Source organism: Klebsiella sp. CB_Kp196 (assembly GCF_040061575.1).
GTDB lineage: Bacteria > Pseudomonadota > Gammaproteobacteria > Enterobacterales > Enterobacteriaceae > Klebsiella > Klebsiella michiganensis.
Window position 1 is genome coordinate 122,073 of sequence record NZ_JBEAFH010000034.1, and the last position, 18,294, is coordinate 140,366.

At 59.2% G+C, this 18,294-nt stretch carries 19 protein-coding genes; 6 read left to right on the forward strand and 13 right to left on the reverse strand.

The features are described 5' to 3' along the window. Positions 1 to 16: 16 nt before the first annotated feature. Positions 17 to 997, reverse strand: a complete 981-nt coding sequence (locus ABLU87_RS08490; protein ID WP_025106695.1) for an Rpn family recombination-promoting nuclease/putative transposase — start codon at positions 995 to 997, stop codon at positions 17 to 19. A gap of 137 nt (positions 998 to 1,134) precedes the next feature. Between ABLU87_RS08490 and nudI the strand changes: the two genes are divergently transcribed. After that, positions 1,135 to 1,560, forward strand: a complete 426-nt coding sequence (gene nudI, locus ABLU87_RS08495) for a nucleoside triphosphatase NudI (protein ID WP_014230231.1) — start codon at positions 1,135 to 1,137, stop codon at positions 1,558 to 1,560. On the opposite strand, the gene ABLU87_RS08500 is transcribed toward nudI, so the two are convergent. Together ABLU87_RS08500 and tctD are read right to left on the reverse strand one after the other, a co-directional pair. After that, on the reverse strand, positions 1,552 to 2,967 hold the full coding sequence (locus ABLU87_RS08500) for a sensor histidine kinase (RefSeq protein WP_128334785.1): 1,416 nt from the start codon (positions 2,965 to 2,967) through the stop codon (positions 1,552 to 1,554). The genes nudI and ABLU87_RS08500 overlap by 9 nt on opposite strands. Next, positions 2,954 to 3,628 carry a transcriptional regulator TctD gene (gene tctD, locus ABLU87_RS08505; protein ID WP_014230233.1) on the reverse strand — a complete coding sequence of 225 codons (675 nt, stop codon included), beginning with the start codon at positions 3,626 to 3,628 and terminating at the stop codon, positions 2,954 to 2,956. The genes ABLU87_RS08500 and tctD overlap by 14 nt, the downstream gene beginning before the upstream one ends. Before the next feature lie 140 nt (positions 3,629 to 3,768). Here tctD and ABLU87_RS08510 point away from each other — a divergent pair, with 140 nt between their 5' ends. From ABLU87_RS08510 to ABLU87_RS08525, 4 genes are all read left to right on the forward strand, one after another. Continuing rightward, positions 3,769 to 4,743 carry a tripartite tricarboxylate transporter substrate binding protein gene (locus ABLU87_RS08510; RefSeq protein WP_181919001.1) on the forward strand — a complete coding sequence of 325 codons (975 nt, stop codon included), beginning with the start codon at positions 3,769 to 3,771 and terminating at the stop codon, positions 4,741 to 4,743. A 15-nt stretch (positions 4,744 to 4,758) separates the two neighbouring features. Beyond that, positions 4,759 to 5,190: a tripartite tricarboxylate transporter TctB family protein gene (locus ABLU87_RS08515; protein ID WP_128334786.1), complete on the forward strand. Its 432-nt coding sequence runs from the start codon at positions 4,759 to 4,761 to the stop codon at positions 5,188 to 5,190. A gap of 11 nt (positions 5,191 to 5,201) precedes the next feature. Further along, positions 5,202 to 6,719, forward strand: coding sequence for a tripartite tricarboxylate transporter permease (locus tag ABLU87_RS08520; RefSeq protein WP_046877170.1), 1,518 nt, complete (start codon positions 5,202 to 5,204; stop codon positions 6,717 to 6,719). A 105-nt stretch (positions 6,720 to 6,824) separates the two neighbouring features. Next, on the forward strand, positions 6,825 to 7,448 hold the full coding sequence (locus ABLU87_RS08525; RefSeq protein WP_014839104.1) for a DUF2238 domain-containing protein: 624 nt from the start codon (positions 6,825 to 6,827) through the stop codon (positions 7,446 to 7,448). On the opposite strand, the gene menE is transcribed toward ABLU87_RS08525, so the two are convergent. The 7 genes from menE to ABLU87_RS08560 all read right to left on the reverse strand — a co-directional run bounded on the left by menE (position 7,425) and on the right by ABLU87_RS08560 (position 15,007). Continuing rightward, entirely contained in the window at positions 7,425 to 8,816 is a 1,392-nt protein-coding gene (menE, locus tag ABLU87_RS08530) for an o-succinylbenzoate--CoA ligase (RefSeq protein WP_128334787.1), read from the reverse strand. The two genes, ABLU87_RS08525 and menE, sit on opposite strands and share 24 nt — an antisense overlap. Continuing rightward, positions 8,813 to 9,778: an o-succinylbenzoate synthase gene (gene menC / locus ABLU87_RS08535; RefSeq protein WP_049083371.1), complete on the reverse strand. Its 966-nt coding sequence runs from the start codon at positions 9,776 to 9,778 to the stop codon at positions 8,813 to 8,815. The genes menE and menC overlap by 4 nt, the downstream gene beginning before the upstream one ends. Beyond that, positions 9,778 to 10,635, reverse strand: coding sequence for a 1,4-dihydroxy-2-naphthoyl-CoA synthase (gene menB, locus ABLU87_RS08540; RefSeq protein WP_004123101.1), 858 nt, complete (start codon positions 10,633 to 10,635; stop codon positions 9,778 to 9,780). Before menB ends, menC begins: the two co-directional genes overlap by 1 nt. A gap of 14 nt (positions 10,636 to 10,649) precedes the next feature. After that, on the reverse strand, positions 10,650 to 11,408 hold the full coding sequence (gene menH, locus ABLU87_RS08545; protein WP_128334788.1) for a 2-succinyl-6-hydroxy-2,4-cyclohexadiene-1-carboxylate synthase: 759 nt from the start codon (positions 11,406 to 11,408) through the stop codon (positions 10,650 to 10,652). Beyond that, positions 11,405 to 13,075: a 2-succinyl-5-enolpyruvyl-6-hydroxy-3-cyclohexene-1-carboxylic-acid synthase gene (gene menD / locus ABLU87_RS08550; RefSeq protein ID WP_128334789.1), complete on the reverse strand. Its 1,671-nt coding sequence runs from the start codon at positions 13,073 to 13,075 to the stop codon at positions 11,405 to 11,407. The genes menH and menD overlap by 4 nt, the downstream gene beginning before the upstream one ends. Positions 13,076 to 13,152: 77 nt before the next feature. Continuing rightward, positions 13,153 to 14,448: an isochorismate synthase MenF gene (menF, locus tag ABLU87_RS08555; RefSeq protein ID WP_049079435.1), complete on the reverse strand. Its 1,296-nt coding sequence runs from the start codon at positions 14,446 to 14,448 to the stop codon at positions 13,153 to 13,155. 97 nt (positions 14,449 to 14,545) lie between these two features. Then, entirely contained in the window at positions 14,546 to 15,007 is a 462-nt protein-coding gene (locus ABLU87_RS08560; protein ID WP_004852808.1) for a GNAT family N-acetyltransferase, read from the reverse strand. Positions 15,008 to 15,191: 184 nt separating this feature from the next. Here ABLU87_RS08560 and rnz point away from each other — a divergent pair, with 184 nt between their 5' ends. Further along, positions 15,192 to 16,112 carry a ribonuclease Z gene (gene rnz / locus ABLU87_RS08565; protein WP_014230243.1) on the forward strand — a complete coding sequence of 307 codons (921 nt, stop codon included), beginning with the start codon at positions 15,192 to 15,194 and terminating at the stop codon, positions 16,110 to 16,112. Positions 16,113 to 16,158: 46 nt separating this feature from the next. Here the strand turns inward: rnz and ABLU87_RS08570 are convergent, their stop codons facing one another. From ABLU87_RS08570 to ABLU87_RS08580, 3 genes are read right to left on the reverse strand one after another with little or no spacing between them, the layout of a single operon-like run. Beyond that, positions 16,159 to 16,689, reverse strand: coding sequence for a tyrosine-type recombinase/integrase (locus tag ABLU87_RS08570; protein WP_025106684.1), 531 nt, complete (start codon positions 16,687 to 16,689; stop codon positions 16,159 to 16,161). 33 nt (positions 16,690 to 16,722) lie between these two features. After that, a complete protein-coding gene (locus ABLU87_RS08575; protein WP_025106683.1) occupies positions 16,723 to 17,232 on the reverse strand; it encodes a fimbrial protein in 510 nt (169 codons plus the stop codon). 12 nt (positions 17,233 to 17,244) lie between these two features. After that, the gene (locus ABLU87_RS08580) at positions 17,245 to 18,285 is read right to left on the reverse strand and encodes a fimbrial protein (RefSeq protein ID WP_047723164.1); all 1,041 of its coding nucleotides are present in this window, start codon (positions 18,283 to 18,285) and stop codon (positions 17,245 to 17,247) included. Positions 18,286 to 18,294: the final 9 nt, after the last annotated feature.

The following is an 18,294-nucleotide window of genomic DNA, read 5'->3' on the forward strand; positions in this document are numbered from 1 at the left end:
CGGTTTTTAAACGCGCCTAGTGCCGAAGCTTAGCGAGCTGACGCAGCGACAAACCGGTTAGCTTTGCGACCTGAGAGGGCTCAAGCCCATCATCCAGCATCGCCTGAGCAATGCGTTGCGTCGCCTCCTGCCGTCCTTGATGACGGCCTTCATTCCGGCCTTCCTGTCGACCCTTTCGTAAACCTTTTTCTATCCCCGCCTTCATTCCCTGAAGGACCCCCTCTTTACGGCCACGCTCTTCCAGAAAATGAGCAATATTCATCAGCGTCTCCTTATGCGGCTTGAGTGGCGTCTTTTGCGCGAGCTTGCGTAAAAAGGCCACCGGATCGGCGGCGTTGCCCGCCTGAAGCATATAATTCAGCAAAGTTTTAAACTGCCGACGCGTAGTGTATCCCAAGGATAATATCCTGACCAGTTGCTCAGAAATGTCCATCAAATCCCGCTGGCGGATATGTTTTTGCAGCAGTTCCAGCATAGCGACACGGCGGTGCTGTACAAGCCGATCGTCAGGAATCACCGTGACGTCTATCAGTGGAAAACGCTGGCTATACAGCCGCTCGGCCACCTCTGGCTGAGGGAAATCATCCAGCCAGCGCGTCGAGTACGGGTAAGGAGCGATCCTGCCGTGATAAAATAGCAGAGGAATAACCAGCGGCAGCTGATGATGCCCTTTATCAAGGTGGCGCTGCATGGCCGCGATGGCGTATCGCATCAGGCGAAACGCCATATGCCTGTCGGGAGAGCTTTGATGCTCTATAAGAATGTAGATGTACCCCTCTCCGTGCTGGGTTTTTAGCGAATAAAGAATATCCGAATGGCTTGCGCGTAGGTCCTCTTCAATAAAACTGCCGGATTCCAGCTGCAGCGTTCGCAGATCGCACTGTTCCCGCAAATGCTTCGGCAAATGAATAGACAAAAAATCGCGCGCCGTTGCCCGTTGGGACAAAAGGTGTTTAAACACCGCATCGTGCGGTGAGTGGCTTGCTATCTGTTCCATGATGGCCCCTGACCCGTTAACCTACGCTCAGCCTACCACCGCACGCGTTCGCCGCGCGTTTTCGCTTGCGGTTTGCCGAGGCGGCTCGCAAACTGGGCCTTCCCGTTAGTTATCCCTGTCATCAGTAAGGAGAAATCATGCGTCAAAGGACTATCGTCTGCCCGCTCATTCAACATGAAGGACACTATCTGCTGTGCAAAATGGCCGACGATCGCGGCGTATTTCCCGGCCAGTGGGCGCTCTCCGGCGGCGGCGTCGAGCCAGGCGAGCGCATTGAAGAAGCGCTGCGGCGAGAAATTCGCGAGGAGCTGGGCGAAAAACTGCAGCTGACCCAGATTACGCCGTGGACCTTTAGCGACGATATCCGGGTTAAAACCTACGCCGATGGCCGCCGGGAAGAGATTTATATGATTTACCTGATCTTCGACTGCATCAGCGCCAATCGCGAAGTGACGATCAACGAGGAGTTTCAGGACTACGCCTGGGTGAAGGCAGAAGATCTTCCCCACTATGATTTGAACGCGGCGACCCGCAGGACGCTCACCCTGAAAGGCCTACTCTGAACAAGCGCGCAAAAAGCGCAGCCTGACCTTCAGCCCGCCCAGCGTTTCGCTACGCAGCAGCTGCGGATGGCTGCGGTGCAGGCGCGCAATATCGCTGACCAGCGCCAGTCCGAGCCCGGCGCCGGGGTTATCACCCACGTTTTCCAGACGATGGAACGGCATGAGCGCCTGCTGAATCTGCGCATCATCGATCCCCGGCCCGCTGTCTTCGACATCCAGCAGCACCGCCTCTCCGTCACGATGCAGGCTGACCGTGACGATACCGCCCTGCGGCGTATAGCGAATCGCGTTATCCAGCAGATTCGCGCACAGCTCGCTCAACAGCACGCCATCGCCGGCAATGGTCACCGTCGAGGGTTCCCCCTCATAGCCGAGATCGATAGACTTGCTCCGCGCCTGCTGAAGACGCGAAAAACAGCTGTTGTGGACGATCTCATGCAGGTCCACCGGCGGGAACGCGTGCTCGCCCTGCTCTTTCCGTTTGATGGTAGCCAGCTGCAGCAGGCGTTCGGTAAGCAGAATCGTACTGTCAAGCGTGCCGCTCATCGCCTCCAGGCTCTCTCGCCACAGCCGGGGATCGCCGCTCGCCAGCGCCACTGAGGCCTGCGTTTTCAACACCGCTAACGGCGTTTTGAGCTGATGCGACGCGTCGGCGCTAAAGCGCTCCTGGCGGGAGATCATCACCCGTAACCGGTCGATATAGCGGTTAAAGGCCACGATCAGCAGACGGGTTTCCGACCACGGCAGCAGCTCCGGCAGCGGCGTCAGCAGGCCGGGTTCGCGCCGCACCATGAGCGCCGAAAGCCGGCGCATCGGCCGCAGCACGCGGCGCAGCAGCCAGCCGGTGAGCACCAGCGTCAACAGCACTAATAGCCCCTGCGAGATCCATGATGAAAACAGCAGCTGTCCCGCCAGCCAGCGCCGCGACTGCAGCGTTTCGGCGATGTAGATTTCCGCCATGCCGACAACGCCGCCTTCGTTAACCGGCTGCAGCAGGCGCGCCACGCGGATAGCCTGACCGCGATATTCAGTATGATAAAACCACGCCAGCGCCGGATAGAGCTCGGTTCGAGAGGTCGATGGCGGCATCGATGGCAGGTCGTCAAAACCGGAAATCACCCGCTTCTCGGGATCGAGTACCTTATAGTACAGCCGATCGTTCATATTCAGCTCGAAGCTGTCCAGCACCACCCAGGGGACATTCACCTCCAGCCTACCGCGGCGAACCACCAGGCGTTCCGCCACCGTGCGGGCGGATGAAAGCAGCGTGCGATCGTAAGCCTGGGTTGCCGCCTGCAGAGCGCTGACGTAGCTATTGAACGCCGACAGCCCCCATAGCAAAACCAGCGGCAGGCCGAGAAACAGCAACAGTTGAGCGAATAACGACTGCGGTTTACCCCACCTCATGAGCGAGCTCCAGCACGTAGCCCAGGCCGCGCAGGGTCACGATACGCACGTTGCTCTCCTGAAGTTTCTTACGCAGACGATGGATATACAGCTCGATGCTTTCCGGGCTGACGTCATCGTTCAGGCTGAAAACCTGTTCAAACAGCTGCTGGCGCGACACCGGCCGCGTACGGCGAAACATCAGCACCGTCAGCAGCGCCTGCTCGCGCGGCGTCAACGACAGCGTTTGTCCGCAGAGTAAAAAATAGCCTTCATCGCGATATTCCAGCGCGCCGATCTGCTGAACCTCATGCACCTGGCCTTCGCTACGCCGCAGCAGCGCGCGCAGCCTGGCATCCAGCTCTTCAAGCTCAAAAGGTTTCGGCAAATAGTCATCGGCGCCGACGTTCAGCCCTTTAACCCGATCCGCCACCGCGCTGCGGGCAGTGAGTAGCAAGACGGGAAGGGTCTGCCCGCGCTTTCGCAGGCGCTGCACCACCTCCAGACCGTCGAGTCCCGGCATGCCAATATCCAGCACCGCCAGCGCATATTTTTCGCTTTGCAGCAGATGATCGGCCGCGCGACCATCCAATACGCAGTCCACGGCAAACCCGCCCTGCACCAGCGCTTTCTCCAGCCAGTGAGCCAGCTCACGGTTATCTTCTGCCAGTAAGAGACGCATATCACATCCTGAAAAGTTGCTGCCGCATTGAAAGGGAAATGAAAGGTAATTGTTTTAACAATCACGCAACCGAATAGCCACATGCCGGTTCACATAATTAAAAAAACGTCTCCTGTATCTGACTGAGGAAGCTTATGAATATGCCATTCCTGCGCCGTGCTGGCGCCATTGCATTATGCCTTTTAACCGCCTCTGCCCTGGCCGCCGAGGCGCCTTCCCGTACCGAATGTATCGCGCCCGCCAAGCCCGGCGGCGGCTTCGACCTCACCTGCAAGCTGATCCAGGTCAGCCTGATGGAAACCGGCGCCATCGAAAAACCGATGCGCGTCACCTACATGCCCGGCGGCGTAGGCGCTGTGGCCTACAACGCGATCGTCGCCCAGCGCCCCGGCGAACCCGGTACCGTAGTCGCCTTCTCCGGCGGCTCGCTGCTCAACCTGGCGCAGGGCAAGTTTGGCCGCTACGGCGTGGATGATGTGCGCTGGCTGGCCAGCGTCGGCACCGATTACGGCATGATCGCAGTCCGCGCCGACTCGCCGTGGAAAGACCTGCCGTCGTTTATGGCGGCGATGGAAAAAAATCCCGCCAGTATCGTCATCGGCGCCGGCGCCTCCATTGGTAGCCAGGACTGGATGAAAGCAGCGCTGCTGGCGCAAAAAGCCAACGTCGATCCGCACAAAATGCGCTACGTGGCGTTTGAGGGCGGCGGCGAACCGGTCACCGCGCTGCTGGGCAATCACGTACAGGCGGTCTCCGGCGATCTCAGCGAAATGGTGCCTTATCTCCAGGGCAATAAAATCCGCGTGCTGGCGGTGTTCGCTAACGAAAGGCTGCCGGGTGACCTCGCCGATGTGCCGACCGCCAAAGAGCAGGGCTATGACCTGGTCTGGCCGATTATTCGCGGCTTCTTCGTGGGTCCGAAAGTTAGCGACGCCGACTATCAGTGGTGGGTGGATGAGTTCACGAAATTGCAGCAGACCGACGCGTTCAAAAAGCAGCGCGAGCTGCGCGGCCTGTTCGAATTCAATATGAACGGTAAGGAACTGGACGCCTACGTTAAACAACAGGTGGAAGCGTATCGCCTGCAGGCGAAATCCTTTGGCCTGGCCAAATAATTTACGGAGGTTGCGATGAGCGATCGTATTTTTGCCGGAGTGTGGCTGCTGCTCTGCGCGGGTGGAATGTTTATCGCCTGGCAAATTCACAGCGAATACGCCTATGAGCCCGTCGGCCCACGCCCTTTCCCGGTCGGCATTATCGGCCTGATGCTGGTGTGCTCTGTCTTGCTGCTTCTGCGTCGGCCCGACGCCATCACGTGGCCCGGGCGCCGGGTTTTACAACGTCTATTAACCATGGTGGTTGCGCTGGGGATCTATGCGTGGGGTTTTGAATGGCTGGGTTTTCCTCTGGCCACCGCGCTGCTGACCGCCGCGTTTGGCCTGCTGTTTGGCGCCACCCTGCCCGCCGCCGGGGTAGCCGGCGTCGCGATGGGCATCGCGCTGTGGTACGTCTTTGACGCCCTGCTTGATGTCACCCTGCCGCTCGGCGTTTGGTTGAGTTAACGGAGAAGGTTATGGATATCTGGATTTATTTATCACAGGGCTTCGCCGTTGCCATGACGCCGGGCAACCTGACCATCGCGCTAATTGGCTGCTTTGTTGGCACTATCGTCGGCCTCCTGCCGGGTCTGGGTCCGATTAACGGTGTCGCGATCTTACTGCCGCTGGCCTTTGCTCTGCACCTGCCCGCGGAATCAGCGCTAATCCTGCTGGCTACGGTCTATATTGGTTGTGAATACGGCGGGCGCATTTCGTCTATCCTGCTTAACGTACCCGGTGATGCCGCCGCTATTATGACCGCTCTCGACGGTTATCCGATGGCGCAGCAGGGGCGCGGCGGCGTAGCGCTGTCGATCTCTGCCGTGAGCTCCTTTGTTGGTTCAACGATCGCTATCGGCGGGATCATCCTGTTCGCCCCGGTGCTGGCGCAGTGGTCGCTGGCGTTCGGCCCGGCGGAATATTTCGCCCTGATGATTTTTGCCATCGCCTGCCTTGGCAGCATGATGGCGGAAAATCCGCTGAAGTCATTTCTCGCCGCGTTAATCGGCTTGGGGCTGGCGACGGTGGGCGTTGATGCCAATACCGGCGTGTACCGCTTCACGTTCGACAGCGTTCATCTTTCCGACGGCGTGCAGTTTATCGTGGTGGTGATTGGGCTCTTTTCGGTTTCGGAGATTTTGCTGATGCTGGAGAGCACCAGCGGCGGGCAGAAGCTGGTACGGAAAACCGGACGCATGCTGTTTAACGCCAAAGAGGCGGGCCAGTGCGTGGGCGCGACCCTGCGCTCATCGGTGGTGGGTTTCTTTGTCGGCATTCTGCCGGGCGCAGGGGCGACCATTGCCAGCGCCATCACCTATATGACCGAGAAAAAGCTCAGCGGCAATAGCGCTACCTTCGGCAAGGGCGATATTCGCGGCGTCGCGGCGCCGGAAGCGGCGAACAACGCCTCCGCCTGCGGCTCGTTTATTCCGATGCTCACGCTCGGCGTCCCCGGCTCCGGGACCACCGCGGTGATGATGGGCGCCCTGACCCTCTACAACATCACGCCGGGACCGGCGATGTTTACCGAACAGCCGGATATCGTCTGGGGGTTAATTGCCGCGCTGCTCATCGCCAACGTGATGCTGCTGATTATGAACATTCCGCTGATCGGCCTGTTCACCCGCATGCTGACGATTCCGCTATGGTTTCTGGCCCCGGCCATCGCCGCTGTGTCCGCGGTCGGCGTCTACGCGGTGCACAGCACCACCTTCGACCTGCTGTTGATGGTTGGGCTGGGCGTGCTGGGCTACATTATGCGTAAAATGCACTTCCCGATGTCGCCGCTGATCTTAGGGTTTGTGCTGGGAGAGATGCTGGAGCAGAACCTGCGCCGCGCGCTGTCCATCAGCAACGGCAACGTGGCGATTCTCTGGCAAAGCGGCGTAACGAAAACGCTTCTGTTTCTGGCCATCGCGGTGATTGTTGTCCCTCCGCTGCTGCGGTACTGGCGGAAGCGCCAGCTTACGCAGGGCGACCTGCCCTCTTCCTGATGCTCAACGTCATTGGCGGTCGCTCAGCGCCGCCAATGACGCTATACGTTGAATTTCCACCACATCTGCCTGATAGTTATCGTTTTAACTTTCTGGTGATCCGTTATGACCGTCGCCGCATCCCGTTCGGGGTTAACATTCGCCGCGCTGGCGCTGGCCCTGATGCTTGTTTACACCGGTATCAGCGCAGGGGATAAGCTCACCTGGCTGATGGAAGTGACGCCGGTGATTATCATCGTTCCGCTTTTGCTGGCCACACGCTCGCGCTATCCGCTGACGCCGCTGCTTTACACGCTGATTTTCTTCCATGCCATCATTTTGATGGTCGGGGGTATGTACACCTACGCGAAAGTGCCCATCGGCTTTGACGTCCAGGCGTGGTTGGGACTGAGCCGTAACCCCTATGACAAGCTGGGGCACTTTTTCCAGGGGCTGGTGCCGGCGCTGGCGGCGCGGGAGATTCTGCTGCGCGGCGGCTACGTTCACGGGCGTAAAATGCTCGGTTTCGTGGTCTGCTGTATTGCGCTGGCGATTAGCGCCGTCTATGAACTGATCGAATGGTGGGCGGCGCTGGCGCTGGGACAGGGCGCGGATGAGTTTCTCGGCACCCAGGGCGATCCCTGGGATACCCAGTCGGATATGTTTTGCGCCCTGCTCGGCGCGCTGACCACCGTTTTAGCGCTGGGCCGCTGGCATACGAAGCAGCTACTGAACGTCCAGCGCGTCTGAGTCGGGCATCGCCTGCTGGTTGACCCAGTCACGTAGCGCCCGGCGGGAAATTTTAATTCCGCCGGTTTTCAGCGATTCAGGCAGCCGCAGCCAGCGCACCGGCTGCTGAAAGCGCGCCAGCTTATCGGCGCACCAGCCCGCCAGCGCGGACGGGTCGTCATGCTCGCCGCACTCCACCACCGCCACCGGCCGCTGGCCAAACTCCGCATCATCCTGCGGCACGATGAAAACTTGCGTAATCCACGGATGAGCGCCAATCACCCGCTCCACTTCTTCCGGCTGAATACCTTCTCCGCCGCTAAAAAAGAGGTTGTCCACTCGTCCGAGGATAGTCAGCCTGCCGTGCTCCAGCCGGCCCCGATCGCGAGTGGCGAACCAGCCGTCGGCATTAGCGAGGGGGACCATTTGCCCATCGCGCCAGTAGCCTGCGGCGATGCTGTCCGACCGCAGCCACACTTCGCCATCGACAATCCGCACTTCGCGCCCCGGCAGCGGCTGCCCGACATCCGCCAGGCCGTCCGCCTCCTTGGCGCATACCGTGGAGGCAAACTCGGTGAGGCCGTAGCCGCACCAGCAGCGAATACCGCGCTTACCGGCCTGCTCGGTTAGCGCCACCGGGATCGCCGCGCCGCCGAGCAGAACCGCTTTCAACGACACCTCGACGTCGCCGCTGAGCAGGCGCCAGAGCTGGGTCGGCACCAGAGAGGCATGGGTACAGCCGCGTAACGCCTGTTCCAGCGGCTGCTTGTCGCGTACCGTCAGGCCTGCGCCAGCTAACAGCCAGCGCCAGAGAATCCCCTGGCCGGAAACGTGAAACAGCGGCAGCGACAGCAGCCAGTCGTCCTGCGGCGCAAAGGGTATCATCGCCAGCACGCCTTCTGCGCTGGCAAGATGGGCGCGAAAAGCGTGCACCGCCGCTTTCGGTAGTCCCGTCGACCCCGAGGTTAGCGTCATGGACGCGATACGATCTTCTCGCCAGGCGACCGCGTGCACGCCGTCGCCGGCGCACAACGCTAATGAATTAAGCGCCACCGGAAGGTCGCCGCCGTTTAGCACCAGCGCGTGGCGCAGTCCCAGAGACGGCAGCAGTTCCACCAACAGAGGAGCAGGCAGCTGCGGATTCAGCGGCAGGACGCGCGCGCCGCACTGCAGGAGGGCCAGCCACGCCAGCAGAGCATCGGGCTGGTTGTAAGCGCGAAGCAGCACGCCATCGCCGTCGCGAACGCCCTGGGCGTGGAATTCCACCGCCAGCGCATCAATTTGCGCGCACAGTTCCCGCCAGCTTAGCCGCCGCTCGTTCAGGCGCAGCGCCTGAGCCTCTTCTCGCAGCCGCCGCCAGTGGCGCCAGGGCCAGTCGCTAAAGGTCACAGCAGCGGCTCCAGCTCATCAACGTGCAGACACGGCAGCTCGCTTTCCGGCCAACGGCGCACCAGCTGGGCACGCATCAGGCTCAGCGTGTCCAGACCGGGGATCGTGTCCGGGGTCAGCCAGGCGGCGATTCGCGCCAGCTGCGTCAGGCCAAGGCTCGACTCAATGGCGGAACTGATGACCGCCGTCAGCCCCAGGGCATGCGCCTGCGCCACCTGCTGCCGCACTTTTTGCAGACTGCCGGTCAACGTCGGTTTAATCACCACCGCCCGCAGCCCCGGCTCGGCGGAAAAGGTAAAGTCCGCCTCGCGCAGGCTCTCATCCCAGGCGATAGCGATACCCGTTTGTTGGGCAAAAGCGCGCGAATCATCGCGGTTTTTACAGGGTTCTTCGAGAAAGGCGATGCGGCTGCGATAGTGTGGATTCACGTATTTGGCAAACTGCTGCGCTTTCAGCGGCGTCCAGGCGCGATTAGCGTCGAGGCGTAGCGTCAGATCGGGAATCGCCTCCAGCAGCAGGTTGACCACCATGCCGTCGCGCACCGCCTCATACAGGCCGACTTTGACCTTGGCGACTTTTTCGCCGGGCATCAGCGAAAGCCTGGCGAACAGCTCGTCCGGATCGCCGGCGCAGAGCGGCGCCGCGCGATAGTCCGCCGCCTGCGGCAGCTCGCCGCACAGTTCCGCCATTGCGCAGCTCGCCCCGAAAGCCGCCGACGGCGGCGTTGGCAACGCGCCCTCTTCGCCATCGCGCCAGGCGCTCGCCCACGCCAGCAGCGCAGCCTGCGCCTCATCCAGCGTTTCCAGGCTGAATCCGGGCAGGGGAGATATTTCCCCCCAGCCTTCGCGCTCGCCGTCGCGCAGGCGCAGAAGCAAACCATCGCGGGTTTTTAACCGCCGTTCACGCAGCACCACTCCCGCGTCCATCGGTAGCTGCCAGCGGTAGACCTGCGCCTGCCGCATTACGGATTCCGTTTAAATTTGCTGAAGTCCGGCTGGCGCTTCTGATTGAAAGCGTTGCGCCCTTCCTGACCCTCTTCGGTCATGTAAAACAGCATGGTGGCGTTACCCGCCAGCTCCTGCAGTCCCGCCTGGCCGTCGCAGTCGGCGTTCAGCGCCGCCTTCAGGCAGCGCAGCGCCATCGGGCTGTTCTGCAGCATTTCCCGGCACCAGCGCACGGTCTCTTTTTCCAGGTCCGCCAGCGGCACCACGGTATTCACCAGCCCCATATCCAGCGCCTGCTGCGCGTCGTACTGCCGGCACAGGAACCAGATCTCACGGGCTTTTTTCTGCCCGACGATGCGCGCCATATAGGAGGCGCCCCAGCCGCCGTCGAAAGAGCCGACTTTCGGGCCGGTCTGGCCGAAGATGGCATTTTCCGCCGCGATAGTCAGATCGCACATCATATGCAGGACGTGGCCGCCGCCGATGGAGTACCCCGCCACCATCGCCACCACCGGTTTCGGGCAGGTGCGGATCTGGCGCTGAAAATCGAGAACGTTGAGGTGATGAACGCCGGAATCATCCTGGTAGCCGCCGTAGTCGCCGCGGACTTTCTGATCGCCGCCGGCGCAAAACGCTTTATCGCCTTCACCGGTCAGAACGATGACGCCAATATTGTCGTCATAGCGGGCATCCGCCAGCGCCTGAATCATCTCTTTGACGGTCAGCGGGCGGAAAGCGTTGCGTACCTGCGGGCGGTTGATAGTAATTTTGGCAATCCCGTCCGCCGATTTTTGGTAACGAATGTCGGTGTAGCCTTCGGAGCAGTCCTGCCATTCAATCGGGGCGTAAAGCATGGCTTCATCAAGAGAGATCATAAAGTGTCCTTCGGTTAACTCGCTAAAAACTGCGCCAGACAAGCCACGACAGCATCGGGGTTTTCCCGATGCGCGTTGTGTCCGGCATGATTAATCACGTGCGCGGTGGCGGAGAGTTCACCCGCGATGGCGCGAAACTTGCCGTCGCGTTCTCCGCAAAGATAATGAAAAGGGAAATCGCGCGCCCGTAACGACGCGCGCAGATCGGGTTGTTCCGCCAGCGAGCTGGCCTGCAGCATCGCCGCCAACGCTCCGCCTTTATTGCGGCTGCGTAGCGCAACCAGCGCCGCCCGCTGCGCTGCGTCCAGGGAAGCGAAGACCGGCTGCTGATACCAGTCGGCAAAGACCTGGGTCAGCGGCTCGCGGCGAAAGCGTTCAGCCCAGGCGGCATCGCTGCGCCGGCGCAGCCTACGCTGGTTATCATCCCCCAGGCCCGGATGCCCCCCCTCGACGACCAGCCCGCAGAGCCCTTCGCGCGGCTGGCTGACATAGAACATCGCCACCCGTCCGCCGAGGGAGTATCCCACCAGCCAGTACTTAAGTATGTTGTAACTATTAAGCGTATTCTTAATCAACTCGCTGACATCGGCAAAATGGTTTACGGCGATATGCGCCGATCCGCCGTGGCCAGGCAGGTCAATATAGAGACGCGGATACGCGCCAAACGCCTGCCCCACCGTGCGCCACTCATGACTATCCCCGGCAAAACCGTGCAAAAAGACCAGCCAGGGATAGCCCGGCAGGCCGCTTTCAGCCACCGCGTGCAGCGTCATAGCTGACTCACCTGCGCCAGCAGCTGCTGAAGCGTTTGCGTACCGTCGGTTTCATTAACCGCCAGTTCAATCAACGTCGCGCCGGGTCCTCGCCAGGCAACGTCCAGCGCCTGCTCCAGCTCATTCCAGTCCGCAGGGCGATGGTAAGTCAGATTGAACATCGCCGCCGCGTGCGCGAAATGGATATTCTGCGGCATCAGATAGAACTGGCTGCGCTGCTCCTGCGGCGTGGGCAGCAGGGAAAAAATCTGCCCGCCGTTATTGTTGACGACAATCAGCACCAGCGGCGCGGAGGCCTGATGCAGCAGGGCCAGCGAGTTGAGATCGTAAAGCGCCGAAAGATCGCCGACGATAGCCAGCGTCGGACGCGCGCTGGCGCGCTGCACCCCGGCCGCCGTCGCCAGCAGGCCGTCTATTCCGCTGGCCCCGCGATTGCTGTAGACCGGGTAACCTGCCGGTAGCTGCGACAGCGCGTCAATTAAGCGCACCACCAGGCTGTTGCCGACAAACAGCTGCCCCTGTTCCGGCAGATAGCGCCGGATTCGCTGCGCCAGCTGGGCTTCGCCGAAATCCTCGCTGCTGGCGACCGCCGCCTGCCATGCCTGGCGCGAAAGCTCGGGAATGACGGTGGGCCACGGCTGTCGTTTTTCCGCCGGATGCTGTTCAAGCCAGCGGTCGATGGCGCACACCAGCCGGCGACCGCGATGCTGGGCGGGATCCAGTCGCCCCGGCAGATTATCCACCAGCCAGTACTCTTCGGGTTCGCAGGTGGCCTGCCACTGCAAAACGCGTTTGCTGGTCAGGCTGCTGCCCAGTTGAACAACGATTTGCGCCTGCGCCAGTTCACTGACCGCCTTGCCGTTACCCAGCCACAGGTCGGCGCAGGGGAGCGGCTGCCCGGTTTGCGAGAGCACATCGCCAATCAGCGGCCAGCCGAGGGTCTTCGCCCACTCGGCCACCTTGACGCCCTCTTCCGCGCTCATCCGTCCGGCGACCACCACGCCGCGTTTCTGCCGCCAGAAAAACCAGTCGCGCTGCTTTTCACTTTCCAGATGCAGAGAGTGACGCAGCCAGGGCTTGTCGCTCTGCCACCAATCGCCGAGCTGCTGCTGCCACTCGGCGCCGGTGTCGTCCATATCGCCATACAGCGGTTCGGCAAACGGACAGTTAATATGAACGCCGCCGCAGTGCAGCGCGCCGAGCGCCTGGTCGAGGGTCGAGACCAGCCAGCGGGCGGAGATATCCTGCGACGGACGCGGCAGGGATAGCGTCTGCGACGGGTGCGAAGCAAACATGCCCGGCTGGCGAATCGCCTGATTCGCGCCGCAGTCAATCAGCTCCGGCGGCCGGTCGGCGGTCAGTAAAATGAGTTTTTCACCGGTCAGCCCGGCCTCAATCAGCGCCGGATAGAGGTTGGCCGTCGCGGTACCGGAGGTCACAATCACCGCCACCGGCTGACCGCTGGCTTTCGCCAGCCCTAACGCCAGATGGCCGAGGCCGCGTTCATCAAAGTGGGTATGGTGAATCAATGCGCGGTTTTCCGCCGCCGCCAGGGTTAAAGGTGTCGAGCGCGATCCGGGCGCAATGCAGATATGCTGCACGCCGTGGCGCGTCAATGCTTCAAGGATCACCGCCGCCCAGCGTCGGTTAAATGCGCTTACAGACATGAATTTGTCCAGTATCAAATATTGAGGCTAAGTATAGATAAAGCAAACTGTTGCCGTTTTGATATGTATCGTTTTCTCTATACTTCTGACAGCAGTAACGAACGCAATCCCGCGGCTTTATTTTCAATTTCCTGCCACTCCTGCTCCGGGTCGGAACCGCTGACGATCCCCGCACCGGCGTAGAGTCTGAGCGTACGCTGTTCGATTTTCGCCGAACGCAGAGAAACGCAAAATTCGCTTTGCGCCAGCGACAGATAGCCGGCGGAGCCTGCATACCAGCCGCGGGTAAAAAGCTCATTACGGGTGATAAAATCCAGCGCAACCCGGCGCGGTAAACCAGCAACCGCCGCCGTGGGCTGGAGCTGATGAAGGCAGCGGGCATCGTCAGGCTTCTCCAGCTCGGCCCAAATACAGCGCCGGAGATGCTGTACTTTCCGCAAACGGACAATCTGCGGCGGCAGGACTTCCAGCGCGCGGGTCTCCCCTTGCATCCGCTGACAGATATCCTCCACCACCAGCATATTTTCGCGCTGGTTCTTATCGTCGGCCATCAGCCAGTTACCCAAACGCTGCGCCTGGCGATCGTCCGCATGACTGGCAACGGTTCCCGCCAGCGCTTCGGTACGCAGCAGCGCCCCGCGACGCCGCCACAGCCGTTCCGGCGTAGAGCCCATAAAGGCCTCTTGCGCGTTAAAGACCATCAGGAAGTGGAAGCAGTTAAGGTTGCTGCGGCGGCTGGCCGCCATAATCGCTCCGGCGTTTAACGGAGCGACGAAGTGCAAATCGGTGGCGCGAGCCAGCACCACTTTATCCATCTCCCCCGCCGCTATCGCCTGCGTCGCCTGCGCAATCAGCTCTCTCCACTGCGGATAAGCCGGGAAATGCTGTTCGCTCAGCAGAGAGGGCATCGCGGTAGCCTGCGCCTGTTTCGCCACCAGCGAATCGAGAAATTCACGTGCCGCACGGGCATCGTCACGGAGCGAGGTCTCGCTATATAACACCAGGCGTAGCGTGGCGCTGCCGCCCAGCCGACGCCACTCCAGCCTCGGCAAGATCAACAGACCCTGCTGAGGATGAAAGGCGTTAAGGCCGCAAATTCGCAGATCTTCACGCCCCTGCTGGCGCAAAAAAGCGTGCGCCTGCTCAAGGGAAGCAAAGATTTGCACCGCCCCCAGCGCGGCCAGCTCTTCATCGCCGCTGCGCTGCTGCCAGTAGAACTGCGGCCACTGCGGCTGATGCGTGCACCACAGAAGGGGATCAAATGCGTCATTCAGCGCGAAGGGGACATCGAAAATTCGCGTGCCGGGCGATGGCGGGAACGCTTCATCCAGGCAGCGATACAGGCTTTCCAACGCGGTGGATACAGACAGCACGCAAACCTCCACGGAGTAAAAACCCCACATTATACGGGGTACTACTGAGGAATAGCAGTACCCACGATGAGGGAGCGGTTTTTAATTAGCGCGGCGGTTAGTGGGTGGCGATTTCGAACGCCATGCCGATATGGTCGATGCCGTCCTCGTCGTAAACCTCGGTCACCGGCACAAAACCGAAGCTGGCGTAGAATTTTTGCAGGTGCGCCTGGGCGCCAAGATAGATAGCCTTTTGCGGCCAGTGTTGCCGGCAGCTGGCCAGCGCCTGTTCCATCAGCTGATAGCCCAGCTTCTCGCCGCGCACCGCCTGGCTGACAATCACCCGGCCAATCACCACCGGTTCAAACTCATCATCGCTCTTGAGAATGCGCGCGTAGGCTACCAGCTCATCGCCGCGCCAGCCGAGAAGATGGCGATTCTCCCCCACCAGATCGTCGCCGTCGACGTCCTGATAGGCGCAGGTTTGTTCGACAACGAACACCGCACAGCGTAATTTCAACACGGCGTAGAGCTGTGGGACGGTCAGTTCACCGTGGTGAAGATCCTGCCATGTAATCATCTGCGCTTCCTTAATTAATTTTAACCCTAAATAATTCAAGTGGCATGAAGGCGGCCAGCGAGCGAATCCCCAGGAGCTTACATGAGTAAGTGACTGGGGTGAACGAGTGCAGCCAACACACATGCAACTTGAAGTATGACGGGTATACTTTGTTTTTTGACTCACGCCCTAAGGACACTGGACGATGGAATTACTCTTTTTGGGGACATCCGCTGGCGTGCCTACCCGTACGCGTAATATGACGTCGATAGTACTGAATTTGCAACAGCCAACAATGGCTGAGATGTGGCTGTTCGACTGCGGGGAGGGAACTCAGCATCAGTTTCTGCGCACCCCTTACCATCCCGGCAAGCTGAATAAGATTTTTATTACGCATTTACATGGCGATCATCTCTTCGGTCTCCCCGGCCTGCTGTGCAGCCGCTCGATGCAGGGTAATTCTCTGCCGCTGACGCTGTACGGACCGAAAGGACTTAAAGCGTTCGTGGAAACCGCGCTGCGCCTCAGCGGTTCCTGGACCGATTACCCGCTGACGATTATCGAAGTCGGGCCGGGACTGGTGCTCGATGAAGCCGGCTTCCGGGTCACCGCCTGGCCGCTCAACCACCCGGTCGAATGCTACGGCTATCGTATCGAACAGCATGATAAGCCGGGCACCCTTGACGCCGCGCAGCTTATCGCCGAAGGCGTGCCTCCCGGTCCGTTATTTCAGCGCTTAAAACAGGGATTAACGGTTGAGCTGGAAGATGGAAGGCGGATTGACGGCAGCCGCTACCTTGGCCCGGCAACGCCGGGTAAGAAGCTGGCTATTTTCGGCGATACCGCCCCCTGCGAGGCGGCGCGGGAGCTGGCCTGCGGCGTGGATGTCATGGTTCACGAGGTGACGCTCGAACAGGCGATGGCGGAAAAAGCGAACAGCCGCGGGCATTCAACCAGCCAGCAAACGGCGGCGCTGGCGCGCGACGCGGGCGTCGGCACGCTTATCGCCACCCACTTTAGCTCTCGCTATGACGCTGAAGGCTGCCAGCGTCTGCTGGCAGAGTGCAGAGAGATATTTCCGTCTACCGTGCTGGCGGAAGATTTCATGGCGTATAGCGTAGAATAAAAAAGCGGCGTACCGCGGCAGAGAGACGCCGCGAATACGCCAGCCATTACTCTTCAGCGTAGCTGTTATAACGCAGAATAGATTTTAAATTGCGATAGCCCAGGTAATCCTGGATCGAGTCGTCATCAATTCCTTTTTTTCCCAGCTCATAGCCGCACGCGTGGCGCAGCATCCTGGGATGAATATTTTGCTTCAGCTTCGCCAGCTCGCAGCACTCGCGAATAATTTGATAAAAACGCTGGCGCGTCATCTGATTGCCCCGGGAAGAGATAAACAGCAAATCGTTATGAGCCGGGTAACACTCTCTGGCCAGTAGCCAGCGCTGTAATGAGATAATTTCTTTGGGTTGTAAGGGATGATACCCAGAGATACCGTGACGCGCCCGGCGAATATAAACCCGCTTTCGCGACAGGTCGACATCCCGCAAGGTCAAGGCGGTAATTTCGTTAATCCGACAACCGTGCAAAAAACACATCTGGATCATGCAGCTATTTCTTTCCGGGTGCGCACAATAATGTGCAGCAAGTACCAGACGCTCAACGTCCTTGACGCTAAGATATTCCGTATCTACCTGCATACGTTATTCCTTTTCATCCATTTGACTATAAAATTACTGATAGGTAAATGTCAGCTGTACAATAGACTCAAATTTACCCACCGTTGCTCCACCCCGGGTTGAATATAAACGGGCAGCCAGCGGGAATACGCCTTTCCCGGTACTGCCGTCGATAGCAATACTCATCTGGTCCTGATTTTTATAAAGAGTAGAGTGATCGCTACTGGTGATTTGCAGTGCGATATTCTGCGCCGCATCGCTGGCGGCCATATTGGCAAAATGTCTGGCATCATCAACGTCGATAACGCCGTCAAATTTTACCGTTGCTTTTGTTGTCCCCGCCGGGCAGTTTTCGACATTCAGGTAAAAGGATTTCCACTCTGAAGCGTTGCCGGCCGTTTGAAAGTCAATATTCAGGAGCGGGCCAAAATTAACCTCTTGATACTTCGTGTCGGTACTGACGTCACAGGGGAGATAATAAATATTGCCGGTAATATTCAAAGGGATCCCGCCCGAGGATGAAAAAACAGGCAGCAATAATGCCAGCCATAGCGTCTTTTTCATTATCTACTCCTGCTATTCAATTTCTGCCTGAATGGTTGCCGTAGCGGTAAAGCCTCCGCCGCTGGGTAAATTCCCGGTGGTATTAATCGGATAAATTTTCATAGTGGTGTCCCCGGTCTGACTCGGGTAATTAAAATTGACCGGCAGCAGACCTGAAATGACCGGTATTTTGACGCCGGTAATATTTTCAATGCGCACCGCAATATCGCGATTGGTGGTCGCCAGCGCAGTGCTATCGTTAGTATCCGCCATCCCCTGGAACGACAGCGCGATTTTTACCCCGGCGGAAATATTGGTACAGGCCACCGTCATATTAACAACATGTGGAGAGAAGTCCTTCGGCATCTGGCCCGCGGTTTTAAAATGGTTGGCGGCAATATCCTCAAAATCAATATTAATCGCTTTACCGGTATTAATCTCGCAGGACTGCGGAACCGTTACCGACCCGCTCATTGAAATTTGCGTCAGGGGGATACCGCTGTAGCTGCCCGTTTTTCGCGTCCCGTAAACACTCAGGATAACCGTCGGAGGGATCGTCACCTGGCCAACAAAAGGCCGGGTAAAATAAAGCGAAATATATCCCAGTGACCCTGTGTCAAAAATGGAGCCGCCGGGATTACAGGCAAAACCTTGATTATTCTGATTACTCTTATCCTCAATCGGCGTAGGAATATACTTATTCACGCCCCCTGCAATAAATAACTCGGTGGCAATTTCCAGGTATTTATTTAGCTGGTAATAATTTAATCCATTGCGGCTTTGCGTCGCGGTAAGGCCTGGCACCGTGGCTTTAAAATACGTCACCCCGCTGGCGTTATCACAGTCACACTTTGCCTTGTAGGTTCCCCCGGTACTCCAGTGGTACAAACGGGAAAACTCCATTCCGGCCTGATTTTGTGAGGGATTAGTAAAGCTTTCAATAAATGAAAAGCTGTCCTGAAAAGGCGCCCCGCCATTACCGGTATTCTGACACCACCCGGTTGCCGCCATCGCCTGCGGCGAGATCGCCAGCGCCGTCAGGCCCGCTAATATTCCCCATGAAAATCGTTTCATTGTCTCTGC